General features: G+C 35.5%; 11 protein-coding genes and 2 tRNA genes. All 13 read right to left on the bottom strand.

Translation table 11 applies throughout. The features are described from left to right. Positions 1-207 precede the first annotated feature (207 nt). The 13 genes from spoIIE to J4P91_RS24200 all read right to left on the bottom strand — a co-directional run bounded on the left by spoIIE (position 208) and on the right by J4P91_RS24200 (position 13292). Positions 208-2679: a stage II sporulation protein E gene (gene spoIIE / locus J4P91_RS24260; protein WP_207996109.1), complete on the bottom strand. Its 2472-nt coding sequence runs from the start codon at positions 2677-2679 to the stop codon at positions 208-210. Between the two features lie 261 nt (positions 2680-2940). Further along, positions 2941-3012: transfer RNA gene (locus J4P91_RS24255), tRNA-Glu, on the bottom strand. Positions 3013-3025: 13 nt separating this feature from the next. After that, positions 3026-3099, bottom strand: a tRNA-Met gene (locus J4P91_RS24250). Positions 3100-3268: 169 nt separating this feature from the next. Continuing rightward, a complete protein-coding gene (locus J4P91_RS24245; protein ID WP_017154400.1) occupies positions 3269-3754 on the bottom strand; it encodes a S1 domain-containing RNA-binding protein in 486 nt (161 codons plus the stop codon). 87 nt (positions 3755-3841) lie between these two features. Beyond that, positions 3842-4201, bottom strand: a complete 360-nt coding sequence (gene divIC, locus J4P91_RS24240; RefSeq protein ID WP_017154399.1) for a cell division protein DivIC — start codon at positions 4199-4201, stop codon at positions 3842-3844. Further along, the gene (yabQ, locus tag J4P91_RS24235) at positions 4198-4851 is read right to left on the bottom strand and encodes a spore cortex biosynthesis protein YabQ (RefSeq protein WP_207996108.1); all 654 of its coding nucleotides are present in this window, start codon (positions 4849-4851) and stop codon (positions 4198-4200) included. Before yabQ ends, divIC begins: the two co-directional genes overlap by 4 nt. After that, positions 4848-5156 (bottom strand): sporulation protein YabP, encoded by a 309-nt coding sequence (gene yabP / locus J4P91_RS24230; RefSeq protein WP_026049376.1) that lies wholly within the window; start codon positions 5154-5156, stop codon positions 4848-4850. Before yabP ends, yabQ begins: the two co-directional genes overlap by 4 nt. A gap of 59 nt (positions 5157-5215) precedes the next feature. Beyond that, a complete protein-coding gene (locus J4P91_RS24225) occupies positions 5216-5491 on the bottom strand; it encodes an RNA-binding S4 domain-containing protein (protein WP_017154396.1) in 276 nt (91 codons plus the stop codon). Between the two features lie 12 nt (positions 5492-5503). Further along, positions 5504-6967 carry a bifunctional methyltransferase/pyrophosphohydrolase YabN gene (gene yabN, locus J4P91_RS24220; RefSeq protein WP_207996107.1) on the bottom strand — a complete coding sequence of 488 codons (1464 nt, stop codon included), beginning with the start codon at positions 6965-6967 and terminating at the stop codon, positions 5504-5506. A gap of 12 nt (positions 6968-6979) precedes the next feature. Further along, entirely contained in the window at positions 6980-8581 is a 1602-nt protein-coding gene (locus tag J4P91_RS24215; protein WP_207996106.1) for a putative polysaccharide biosynthesis protein, read from the bottom strand. Between the two features lie 177 nt (positions 8582-8758). Further along, positions 8759-9295, bottom strand: coding sequence for a stage V sporulation protein T (gene spoVT / locus J4P91_RS24210; protein ID WP_017154393.1), 537 nt, complete (start codon positions 9293-9295; stop codon positions 8759-8761). Positions 9296-9430: 135 nt separating this feature from the next. Then, complete coding sequence (gene mfd / locus J4P91_RS24205; protein WP_207996105.1) at positions 9431-12961, bottom strand: transcription-repair coupling factor; 3531 nt, start codon at positions 12959-12961, stop codon at positions 9431-9433. 106 nt (positions 12962-13067) lie between these two features. Beyond that, complete coding sequence (locus J4P91_RS24200; protein ID WP_017154391.1) at positions 13068-13292, bottom strand: anti-sigma-F factor Fin family protein; 225 nt, start codon at positions 13290-13292, stop codon at positions 13068-13070. Positions 13293-13331: the final 39 nt, after the last annotated feature.

The following is a 13331-nucleotide window of genomic DNA, read 5'->3' as shown; positions in this document are numbered from 1 at the left end:
TTAAAAGCAAACAATAACATACTTTACCTTGCTTATAATGGTACAACTTTTACAAACTTTGTGCAAAAAAAAGATGTACAAAATTCACATTTTTATCTTACATTCCTCCCCTATCTTCATAAGAAGAATGAAACTACTTTCTTCTATAAAAAAAGGCCTAGGTATCACCCTAGACCTCATAATCAGACTGAGAAAATTCCCATTCCCCTATTGCGCTTGTTTACCCATAATTGGAATCGTAGCCCACTTTGGCATATTCTTCTTTACCTTTGCAACGACAATCGTCATATCGTCATTGATATATCCATCACTAGATCGAATGACCTCTTCCATAATAATATCAGCAATTTCTTGCGGATCATCTGTTTGTAGTTCTTTAATTTTACGCTTCATCCATAATTCATGGTTTTCCACATGCTGCGCTCCTTCAAAAATCCCATCGCTCATCATAATTAGAATATCCTCTGTTTTTAACTGTTCACCAACAACATCTACCTCAACATCCTCAATAATTCCCATAGGCAAATTGCTTGCTTCTATTTTAAAAACGTTATTTCCACGTTTTACAAAGCTTGGCGTTGAACCAACTTTTAAAAACTTAGCACTTGCATCACGTAAATCTACCATAGCTAAATCCAGCGTCGTAAACATTTCTTCTGTCGTTCTCAATGAAAGAATTGAGTTAATAGACTTAATGGCAATTTCTTCATCAATACCAGATTGCAATATTTTTTGTAACAATTTTACCGTTTCCTTACTTTCCATATGTGCCCTTTGTCCATTGCCCATTCCGTCACTAATAGCAAGGGCATATTTCCCAACACTTAAATCCATCATTGCATACGAATCTCCTGATACAAATCCGCCTCCTTTTGCCGCTGTAGCAAGCCCTGTATCAAGAAAAAATGTTTTCGCTGATCCAAAAGATATCATGCTATGACCATTTGGATAAGCAGAGGGTTCTTCATGTTTAACAATAATATTTTCTTTTAAAATATCCGAAAGCATTGGCGCAACTAACTTTTCACATTCACCATGTTGATTAGATGCTGCCGGAATCATCATTTCAATATCAATATTCCCTCTATCTAGACAATAAATATCAACATGTTCCACCTCGACACCAAAGTCACGAAACGCTTGTAAAATTTGCTCTTCCTGCACCTGGTGATTTTCCCGTTCACGCTGAATTTCTTTTGCGAAATCTTCCATTACTTTTGAAACACCTAATAATTGTTCTGCAACAATCCTACGATTCTCTTTCATTTGTTTTCGTAACTTTTGCCCCTCATAGAAATGACCTAATTCTCCCGCCATTAAATCTGTTACCTTTTTTCCTCTTACACAGTGCTTTTCCCATTCACGAACCAACTTACGGTTATGTTGAAGTGTCCCTTCTTCTGTTTCATTCATAATTTGTTTCATATAATCATATGTTTTATCAAAATTCACTACCCAGCATTGATCCTTTTTAAAACATGATTGGCATGTCTTTGCTGTAATTGTACTTAAAAATAAATCAGCCTCTGTTTCTTTATCCTCTTCCTCCACATATCCATATACCGAAAAACTATTCGATAATGCAGAAAATACATTTGCAAATTGATTAATTTTATTTGCTGTAACATCTCGCATTCTCCGTAAATATTGTTGTTGATCATGAGAATGCTCTTGTGTTCCTGGCATAAATTTTGCAAGCCGATCAATAATTAACTTTGGTGTTAGTAGAAAGAGTCCTATCGCTACTCCAGATTCCATTAAAGTTGTTATAATATTTACTTGCTTATCGACGTATAACGTAATTAAACTTGTACCAATTAACAATCCTAAACTAACTCCAAGACGCTTCCCTTCTTTTAATAATCCACCAAGCAACCCCGAAAAGGCTAATAGACTAAGTTGAGATAAACTACCTACGTTCGCTAAACTCAATATCAACCCTGTAACAACCCCTACTGTTGAACCAGTAGCTGCCCCTGCAACAAAAGCAAATAATAATACTAAATATCTAGTGAAAATATGTTGAACTGAAGCGTCATAAATAAACCAATCTGTTGTACCTGTTAATACAGATGCAAGTAATATAATTAAACAAACAATTTCTTCCGTTTCTAACGCTTGTTGTTTTCCTTTTCTTTCTGTCAATAATGGTACACTTTGCAGAAAAATCATTGTTAAAACAAAACTAAGTCCTGCTTCAATGGTGCTTACGAGTAAATCATACATAGTGACGGTTTGTTGCGCGAAGTAAACAACAACGAGATGTGCGGTTAATGCGGAGATAAATACTTGAAATGGTACAAGTCCAACAATTTTACGTGTAAACCGACTAAAGAAGATATTATAAATGAAGAAAGTAAAAATAGATGCAAAGGCAAAAAGTAAATTGTCTAGTGAAACGGAAAGCGCACCACCCATAAGGGCAAGAAATGCGAGTGGCATCTTATCACGTTTCATTACATAAACAGCAGCAAAAAATGGTAGTGCAAACGGTAAAATGTTCGTTAATATATATGCTCGTCCTAAAAGAAAACCGATTACAGCAATAACAAATCCCCATCTAAAGAAAACTTGCTCTAACTTCACTTTCAACTTGCTTGTCCATGTTATCGATCTGAGTTGTCCATCATTCATAGCCAGTGTACTTGTGTTCACAGTATTCCTTCCTGCTTTTGGCATATTTTTAACACCACCTGCATAGTTTAATTACTGTCATTATAAAAGATGATTATTGGGATTTTTGTCAAAACAACAGTCCACGCCCACATAATCGTTCGACTTTTTATTTGAAATAAACCTATATATATACAAGTTGTTAAAAATAAACACTTATAAAGGACGGAAAATTCGGAAAATATAGGGTGTTTTTGTAGAAGCTTTGTACTTATTTACAATTTCTTAATAAAAAAAGATCATGCTATATGCATGATCTTTTTTAGATGACCCGTACGGGATTCGAACCCGTGTTACCGCCGTGAAAGGGCGGTGTCTTAACCACTTGACCAACGGGCCATTAAAATAAATATAGCGGCGGAGGGGATCGAACCCCCGACCTCACGGGTATGAACCGTACGCTCTAGCCAGCTGAGCTACACCGCCATGTCGTCTTATTTAACGGACAATTAGTATCTTATATCAAATCCACTTTAAAGTCAACACGTTTCAAAAAGTTTTTTATTCTTTTTTAAATATATTCATTTACATAAAAAAGCACCCCGAGTGACTGACTCCGGGCACCTCTCTATATGTTAAGAATAAAACGTTCGTTTTATCCGCGACGAGCGCCACGGCCACCACGTTTAGATTCTGTATTACGCTTTAAAGAAGTTAAACGATCTTCACTGTCTTTTAAAAAGCGCGCCATCTTTTGCTCAAACGTTTCTTTTTGATTGCCGCCATTATCACGACCACCACGGTTATCTCTGTTAAAAGAACGATTGCGTTGTGGACGTCCAGAACGTTGTTGATCTCCACCACGTTGATATTCACCGCGTGGACGATCTCCTTCTGTTCTTACACGTTCTTTCGCTTTTTTAATAGATAGACCAATTTTTCCATCTTTTTCAACATTAATAACTTTTACTTCTACTTGGTCGCCTACTTTTAAGTGATCATTAATATCCTTCACATAATTATCAGCAACTTCACTAATATGAACAAGACCCGTTAAGCCTTCTGGCAGCTCCACAAAAGCCCCAAAATTTGTAATACCTGTTACTTTACCTTGTAACTTGCTGCCTACCTCGATTGACATAAAAAAAATGCTCCTCCTTAGTGATTAAAAAGTCAAATTTTACTTTATTATATATAATCCTAAAATATAGTGTCAATAAGACACGACCTACTTAGAAACAGGAAAAATTATCTCCCCTTTTCCAGAGAAGAAATAATCCCTCCTAGCAATCTTTAAGACATACTCTTCATCATTCAACTTTTGAACATCATCTTTTAGTTTTTTTTCTTTCTTTGTTAATGAATCCAATTCTTTTTGCATCTCTTCAACCTTGACTTCTTTTGCTTTAATGGAACTATTTTGCTGATAAAACGTTACACTAATACTCGCAATAATTGTAAAAGCAAAAACAAAAAAAACTGCTAAGCGGCGATATAATCGCCTCCTGTTTTCATTCGTTTGTATTATATGTTCTTTTACAGAATTTGGATTCTGCTCTTCGATTAATCTTTGCCTCAGTTCCCTCATTTCCGAGGTCCCCCTAACTTCTTTTTTATACGCTCCCAAATTTGAAAGATATAATTCTTCAATTTCTTTGTATGTTGTAGTAATCCTACATACCTCTTTATAAAAAGTTTAACACGGTTAGGGAGAAGTTTCCATATGAGCAAAGTAAGAAATCGAACAGGCCAGAAAAAAACTTTCCATACAAAAAGTAATATCCATCTGGAACACTTCCACAACACGTTCCCAATTGAAAATAGTATACGAAATAAAAATAATATAAAAGCAATAATAAGCTGCGCTATAATAATAACAGGTTTTATCATAAGTAGCTGTACAATTTTAATAAAAAATTGTATCGTTTGCACAAAAACATAAATGAGAAAATTCAATACTCGCATGTACACTGCTTTCAATAAGCTCTGATATGCAGCAAAACCACACAGCAAAGCTACAAAAACGTATATACGTAATTCAGCTTCATTTACAATGAGCAATACGTAAAAGACAAACAGTGCTTGGACAATCCAAAACAGTATATCATATATAAATACAAGCCAACGATTACGCTCAGGTCGCTGTAAAAAGCGTTGATATGTATCTAACGCTGCTCCAATCCAAGCACCCATTCCAATCATGGAAAGCATTGTATACAGTTGAATTGTTAAACTCATTTAAATAATTTACTAAAGAATCCTTTAGCTTTCTCCCCTTGATTTTCATCAATGTACAACATCTCATGAATTTTCCCTTTAATGGATACAATACCTTTTTCTACATCTAAATTTTTCATCTGTAAATTTTGACCGCGAATTGTTAAAAAACCCATTACAGTTTCTAACAAAAACTCTTCACTATCAAAACTCTCTACTTGTTTTACGCCAGTAATATCTATTACACGTCTACCACGCATAATAATATCATGCTCTACAGAAACATTCTGTTGGTTAGAAGACATAGTTGAGTAGCCCTTATTCACGTCAATCCCCCCATAGCTTTATACTATCTAGTAAATAATGTATGAGGGGAGAAAATAATTTAGAACAAGCCTTCTTCTGCTTTCACTTTCTCTTCACGAACCACTGTATACATGTTAGCTGCATCTTCTTTTTTTGTTGTTTCTTTTAATTCGTTTACTTTTACAGTTACTACTTTTTGTCCAAAACGAATTGTTAGTTCGTCATCTACCTTCACATCAGAACTTGCCTTTGCAGCTTGTCCATTAATCGTGATTCTTCCTTGATCGGCTACTTCTTTTGCCAACGTTCTTCTTTTAATTAAACGTGATACTTTCAAAAATTTATCTAAGCGCATCTCATTTCCCCCTTATTGATTCTCTATCTGTTTTGCTTCTTCCCATAAAACATCCATTTGCTCTAACGTTAACTCCTGCATTTCCTTATTCATTTCAGCTACTTTTGCTTCCATGTATATAAAACGGCTCATGAATTTTTCATTTGTTGTATGAAGTGCCTCTTCTGGATTCAATTTATAGTAGCGAGCAATATTAACAAAGGCGAATAGTAAATCCCCAAATTCACCTAACATTTTTTCCTTATCCATCTTTGCAACTTCTTGCTCAAACTCTTTCAATTCTTCAAAAACTTTCTCCATCATTGGTTGTACATCATCCCAATCAAAACCGACTTTTCCTACTTTTTTCTGAATTTCATATGCACGCATTAATTGTGGTAAGCTTTTCGGAATTCCTGTTAAAACAGACTCCCTTACATGCCCTTTTTCTTGTTTTTTAATTTCTTCCCAGTTCGAAACAACTTCTTCCGCGTTCTCCACATCTATATCTCCAAATACATGCGGATGACGACGTACCATTTTTTCAGATAGCGTTCGGATAATATCGTCAACGGAGAACCAACCCTCATCTTCTCCAATTTGAGCGTGAAGCATAACTTGTAGGAGCACGTCACCAAGCTCTTCAATTAAGTGTTCATCATCTTCTTCATCAATTGCCTCTAATACTTCATATGCTTCTTCGATTAAATATTTCTTTAAAGACTGATGCGTTTGTTTTTTATCCCATGGACAACCATTTGGTCCACGAAGCTCAGCAATGATTTCTCGGAGCACATCAAATTGTTGATATAAAGAAGCTCGCTCAGAAACAGGTGGCACGTACACGCTCGTTAAGTTATTCAATTCTGTTTCATGATCTAACATATAGAGCGGTACTTTTTTCACTTGCTCAAACGATGTTCCTGCAGCTGTTACAATGTATACTTCATACTCATCAGGCAACATTTCCATTAATGTCAGTTTCACCTCAGACGCAACGAACGCATCATATACTTGGCAAAAAATTAAGTGTTGGCGTAATTCTAATTGACCACGTTTAAATGAAGTTGCATCAATAAGCTGAAATCCTTCAATTGGGTCTATTTTTAAACTAGCAAACATCGGATCCAAAAAGCTTTGTCCACCTTCAATGTGCACCTCAACTTGCTTTTCTTTTCCTTTTTGTAAAAGTAGTTGAACAGTTCTTTCTGCAACAAGTGGATGGCCTGGTACAGCATATATAACATCCGTACCTTGCGCTTTTTCTATTAACGTATTTGCAATTGTTTCGTATACAATCTCAAATGTATCATGCGCCTCATATACATCATCAAAAGCTGTATACTTTACTCCTTCTTTTTCTAACTCTTCAATAACAGGGTGTTCTTTCGTACGCACATACATATGATCTACTTCTTTTATCTTTCGGTACACACCCATTGTCAGCTGATCTAATTCACCAGCACCTAATCCTAAAATCGTTATTACTCCACTCACAACCAGTCACCTCTATCCACTCTTCTTCAATGAAGCTTGTACCTTTTCTCGCTTCATAACAGTTCCTATTTCTTTTTTTGTAAAAACACTTAATTTCATAATTAAAAATAGATATACCAACCCGCCAATCGCTACGCCTAATAGCGCTTCAGTTGCAGCTAATCCTCTATATCCTTCATCACTTGCCAGCCCAAACCCTTCATAAATACGCATAAATAACATTAATAGAACGGCCATTCCTAATCCGCTGATTGTTACACCAAGTATGCCTTGTTTATGAATGAGTGGCTCTTCTACAATTCGAATAAGTAAAGCACTATTTAACAAAGCAATAACCATGAGCGAAATTACCGTCGCAACCGCCGCCCCAGTTACACCAAATTGCGGCATTAACATATAATTGAACAATAATTTTAGACACCCTCCAAATACAACAAACAATGCTGGCTTTACAGTTTGACCAAGCCCTTGCAGAATCGAAGCTGTTGTAATGGATAAAGAACTAAATAAAATAGAAACAGCTAAAATAGCTAATACACCTGAGCCCTCACTATTTTCAAACAACATAATATTTGTCGGCTTAATAATACACGCTAATCCTAATGCAGCTGCAACTCCAATCACAAAAGTTATCTTCATCGCTAACTGCACCTTTTGTTGAATAAACAAACGGTCTCCTCGTTCTTTTGCTGTCGTAATAATCGGAATAAGCGAAAGTGAAAATGAAGTCGTCACAACTGTACCAAGCTGCATAAGCGGAATACTTCTGTCATAAACACCTTTTAATACTTTTGCAATTTCCGCCGGTTCTCCCGCCTGAATAAGCAATGTATAAAACGAAACTGAATCTGCCATTTGTATAAAAATTAAAACTAAATTACTAACACAAATAGCTATTCCTTGCCAAAAAAGGATTCGGATTATTTCTTTCTTATTGCTTATTCTCTTCCATCCTTGCAAGAAAATGGAACGGAAATTATGTCGCATATAAAATAAAAGTACGAGTATACCGATAAATCCGCCTGCAATCGACCCCAACATCGCTCCTGCTCCAACTGTATATAAATCAAATTCATGTGCCATAAGGAACAACGATAAAAACACAATAATTGACACGCGAATCGTTTGTTCAATCACTTGCGATACAGCTGTCGGAATCATATTATTAAACCCTTGAAAGTACCCTCGTGCAACAGATAAAAAGGGCATTAACAAGAATGAAAATGAAATAACTCTTAGCAGTTTATCTAAATTTGCATCGCCCATGACCGATGCAATCGTGTGAGCACCAAAAAACAAGGTAAAGAAACCTATACAACCAATTCCTAATAAAAACCAAAAAGAAACACAAATAATCTCTTCTGCCTCTTCCTGCTTTCCTTGTTCCAAACGCTCTGCTACCATCTTAGAAATAATAATGGGAAAACCATAAGTAGCTAAAATTAAACAACATCCATAAAACGGGTAAATTTGTTGGTAAATATAAAAACCAACATCCCCCGCTATATTTTGATATGGAATACGGTAAAAAGCGCTTAATACTTTCGTAACAAAACTTGCAATCGTTAATATAATAGCCCCGCGCCAAAAAGCTTGATACTTCTTCGCTTCCATACGAGAAAACTCCTTTTCCTATCCTTATCCCTCGTATTATATCACAAAGAAAAAAACAGGCTTCCTTTTAGATTTATACAATAAAAAAGGTAGCAAGACGCTACCTTTTAATGAAATACAATCCTACTTTCCGAAAAAAAATCACTTTTTATAAAGAAATATTATGATTAAGAAAAATTACTGTTCCATTTGTTTTGCTAAAAAACTTGCAGCAGTATTTACTGCCTTATGCTCTACCTCACTTATAATTCCTTCTTTTGAAAAGATGATAACAGCTCCAATTGGATCCCCATTTGCAACGATTGGGCCAACCGTATAAGAACTAACCTTTTCAGCTACACCATCGATAATCGAAATTTCACTTTCATCTGTCATAACAACAGACTTTCGATCTTCCATCGTTTTTTCGATTAAATCGCCAACACTTTTATTTAAGTATTCTTTTTTAGATACCCCCGCTACAGCGATAATGGAATCACGGTCACAAACGAGTACGTTATGTCCTAAGCTATCGTATAAAGCATCTGCATATTCTTTTGCAAAATCACCTAATTCACTAATTGGAGAATATTTTTTCAAAATCACTTCTCCATCGCGATCAACAAAAATTTCTAACGGGTCCCCTTCTCGTATACGAAGGGTCCTACGAATTTCTTTCGGAATTACTACCCTACCTAAATCATCAATTCGACGTACGATTCCAGTTGCTTTCATTCTAATGCTGCCTCACTTTCTATTGATGATGAAAGTGGTGAATTTACCTGTTCATGTAAAAATCACCAACTGATAGATATAGTATTTTACACATTAGTTCTTCTATGCACGTCGAATTGCATTTTTTATTTTGTTTTAGGCATTTATTACTTCTTTTTTCACGTCAGACAAGCCTTTTAATAAATTTTCGGCGATTGTTAACCATTTTGATGTCTCTAATCCATTCGTTTTCATAACAATTTTCAAACGAGAACCTTCCATACCAAGACCAATCATACGACCAAAACTATTACCAAGCATGAATAATTTTCCACCATCAATATTTTGGCTTGCTTGCTCAGAGAATAAAAACGTCACTTCAAATTTTGTTTGTTTAATTAGCTCAATCTGTTCTTTCGTTGCCAATACTTTAATATTTGCAATTTGTAATAGATATCCAACTTCTTGTGGATAGTCTCCAAAACGATCAATCATTTCTTCTTGTAATTCCTCAATATCTTCAATCGTAGAGACACCTCTAAATTGTTTGTACATCATGATTTTTTGTTTACTATCTGAAATATAAGCGTCTGGCAAGTATGCATCCACTTCTAAATCAATTTCAACATCAATCGTATTTTCAATTCCTTGTGTTCCTTTACGCTGTTCAATCGCATCTTTTAACATTTGAGAATATAGATCAAATCCAACGGAATCAATAAATCCATGTTGCTCAGCCCCTAACAAGTTACCAGCACCACGAATGGATAAATCTCGCATTGCAATTTTAAATCCTGACCCAAGTTCTGTAAATTCTTTAATTGCTTGTAAACGCTTCTCAGCGACCTCCGATAACACTTTATCACGCTTATATGCAAAGTATGCATAAGCAACACGGTTTGAACGACCAACGCGCCCACGAAGCTGATAAAGCTGTGATAATCCCATCCGATCGGCATCAAATACAATTAATGTATTTACATTAGGAATATCAACACCTGTTTCAATAATCGTTGTACTTACAAGAACATCATGCTGCCCATCTAAAAATGATAGCATGACAGACTCTAGTTCACTCTCATTCATTTTTCCATGTGCATACGTCACACGTGCCTCCGGGACTAACATAGAGATTTCATCTGCTTTTCTTTCAATATCTTCAACACGGTTATATAAGAAATAAATTTGGCCGCCCCTTGCAAGTTCCCGTTCTATCGCTTCTCGAATTAATCCTGGGTTATACTCAACCACATATGTTTGTACTGGGAAACGATTTTCTGGTGGCGTCTCAATAACAGATAAATCTCGTACACCGAGCATAGACATATGAAGCGTACGTGGAATTGGCGTTGCCGTTAATGTTAATACATCAACATTCGCTTTCAATTGTTTAATCTTTTCTTTATGCGTAACGCCAAATCGTTGTTCTTCATCAATAATTAGTAAACCTAAATCTTTATAGGTTACATCTTTAGATAAAATGCGATGTGTTCCAATAACAATATCAACTGTCCCATCTTTTAAACCTTTAATTGTTTCATTTTGTTGTTTTCTAGTACGGAATCTGCTTAACAACCCAATATTAATTGGGTAGTCTTGAAAACGCTCTCGAATCGTTTCATAGTGTTGTTGTGCAAGAATCGTTGTCGGTACTAAAATTGCAACTTGCTTTTCATCCATAATTGCTTTAAATGCCGCACGAATCGCAACTTCCGTTTTACCATATCCAACATCACCACATAGAAGTCGATCCATCGGACGCCCACGTTCCATATCTTTCTTAATTTCTTCAATAGAACGTAACTGATCTTCTGTCTCCTGATACGGGAAAGATGATTCAAACTCCTGCTGCTCCGCAGTGTCCGGCGTATATGCATATCCCTTTGAAGCCTCACGCTCTGCATACAATTTAATTAAGTCATCCGCGATATCTTGTACAGATTTCTCTACCTTCGTTTTGACTTTTTTCCAATCATTCCCACCTAGTTTATAAACTTTCGGATCCTTACCCTCTGATCCTACATATTTTTGTACTTGATCAATTTGTTCGATCGGTACGTATAACTTATCATTACCTTGATATTTAATGTTCAAATAATCTTTATGGACACCATTAATTGCTAATGTTTCAATCCCTAAAAATTTACCGATACCATGATTCACGTGAACAACGTAGTCTCCAACTTTTAGCTCTGAATAACTTTTAATACGCTCTGCATTTGATAGTTTTTGCTTACGTTGTGATTTTTTTACTTTTTTATGGAACAGCTCTTTTTCTGTAATGACAACAAGCTTTTGCATCGGCATTTCAAATCCTGCATGTAAATCACCTACAGCGATTTGAAGGCGACCAGGAAGCAATATATCTGTAGATTCTATAATGTCTGCTTCAATATCATAATCGCTTAAAATATATTGTAATTTTTTTGCACGTTCTTCATCTGTTCCTAATACAACTGTCGTAAAATTCCCTTCAGTCCATCTATCAATTTCTGTTTTTAACAACTGCATTTGCCCATGAAAGTCCTGCATTGTTTTACACGTTACATTAACAATATTTTGCGGGTGTGTATGTGCAATATGGCGTAAAAATAATGTTAAATATACAAAGCTTCTTTTTTTATGATGTAGAAATTCTTCAAATTGGTGTGAGAACATCAAATTTTGAATAATTGCCCCTTCACCGAGAAGCGATGTATACCATTCTGCTTCTTCTGTCTCAAGATGTGATGCTGTTTCTTGGATACGCGAAATTTCATCTAAAATAACAACACCATTCTCAGGTAAATAGTCTATTAGACTAGCATGTTCTTTGTAAAAGATAGATAAATATTTAAACATTTGCTCTATGGTCTGTCCGTTTTTCAATATTTCTATCTCGCGACTAACCGTTTCAAGTACCGCTGTCTTGATTTTATCATCAGAGAGCTTTTGCATCGTCTTCATTAAACCTTCTTCAAGACGCTCCACCCCTAATTTTAGTTCATCTTGTGAAAATAAAAATTCCGTCGCAGGACCAAATTTTACGCTTTCTCTTTTATCTTGAGAGCGTTGTTCTTCTACATCGAATGAGCGGATAGAATCTACTTCCGTATCAAAGAACTCGATACGAAACGGTAATTCTTCAGTTAATGGATAAATATCCAATATACCCCCGCGCAAACTAAATTCTCCAGGAGCTTCTACCATTGACTTACGTTCATATCCAATATGATGTAACGTATGAAGCAATGCATCTAAATCAATCTCTTGCCCTAGACTAATTTCGATTTGCTTTTGCTTCCATAGTTCTTTTATTGGTAAAAACCTACGTAATCCAGCAACTGGAACAACTATGATGCCCTGCTCGCCCATCGCTAAACGATTTAACACCTCAATACGCTGCGCTTTCAGTTCTGGACTTGCAACCCCTATTTCTGACGCAATTAACTCATTAACTGGATATAACCATACATCCTGTTCACCAAGTAATGATACTAAATCCTCATATACTTTCTGCGCCTGAAATAAGTTGTGTGTAACAACAAGCTGTGACTGCTTTGTTTTTTTATATAAAGCAGCCATTAATAAAGAACGAGAAGAAGTTGCCATACCTGATACAAGCTGTTCTTTCAATCCTTCTTCTAGTCCATTAATAATGGATTGTATTTCTTTATTTTTATAAAATTGCTCTAATAACCCTATCATTTTCAAAACTCCTCTCAACATAAAGAGCAAGTTAATATATTTTTATGCAAATATTTTGGAAAAAGAAAACAGAAAAATGCTTTGGGCACGCCAAAGCGACAACATTTTATTGCAAAAATTTTTCATACTCATAATACTCTGGATAAGATGAGAGCGTTTCTTGGCACGACTCACAGATTGTTTTTATATATATATTTCCATTTTCATGAAAATGAATCATATCCAATCGTTCTTGCTCTGTTAGTTGAAATAAAACTTTGCTATATACCTTTTCTGCAGTAATGGAACCCACGTTACACCCACAATGTCTACAGTAATAATGTCCTTCCATACTATCCTCCTAAGTGTACAATTACCACTAGTATGGATA

The sequence above is a fragment of the Bacillus sp. XF8 genome (assembly GCF_017498755.1).
Classification (GTDB): domain Bacteria; phylum Bacillota; class Bacilli; order Bacillales; family Bacillaceae_G; genus Bacillus_A; species Bacillus_A bingmayongensis.
This window is presented reverse-complemented; position numbering and strand designations above follow the sequence as displayed.

What these genes read in the sequence shown, in the direction of transcription:
- mfd (WP_207996105.1), bottom strand. Translation starts at nt 12,961, where the DNA reads ATGATAGGGTTATTAGAGCAATTTTATAAAAATAAAGAAATACAATCC.
- spoVT (WP_017154393.1), bottom strand. Translation starts at nt 9,295, where the DNA reads ATGAAAGCAACTGGAATCGTACGTCGAATTGATGATTTAGGTAGGGTA.
- J4P91_RS24225 (WP_017154396.1), bottom strand. Translation starts at nt 5,491, where the DNA reads ATGCGCTTAGATAAATTTTTGAAAGTATCACGTTTAATTAAAAGAAGA.
- divIC (WP_017154399.1), bottom strand. Translation starts at nt 4,201, where the DNA reads ATGAGGGAACTGAGGCAAAGATTAATCGAAGAGCAGAATCCAAATTCT.
- J4P91_RS24200 (WP_017154391.1), bottom strand. Translation starts at nt 13,292, where the DNA reads ATGGAAGGACATTATTACTGTAGACATTGTGGGTGTAACGTGGGTTCC.
- yabQ (WP_207996108.1), bottom strand. Translation starts at nt 4,851, where the DNA reads ATGAGTTTAACAATTCAACTGTATACAATGCTTTCCATGATTGGAATG.
- spoIIE (WP_207996109.1), bottom strand. Translation starts at nt 2,679, where the DNA reads ATGCCAAAAGCAGGAAGGAATACTGTGAACACAAGTACACTGGCTATG.
- J4P91_RS24245 (WP_017154400.1), bottom strand. Translation starts at nt 3,754, where the DNA reads ATGTCAATCGAGGTAGGCAGCAAGTTACAAGGTAAAGTAACAGGTATT.
- J4P91_RS24215 (WP_207996106.1), bottom strand. Translation starts at nt 8,581, where the DNA reads ATGGAAGCGAAGAAGTATCAAGCTTTTTGGCGCGGGGCTATTATATTA.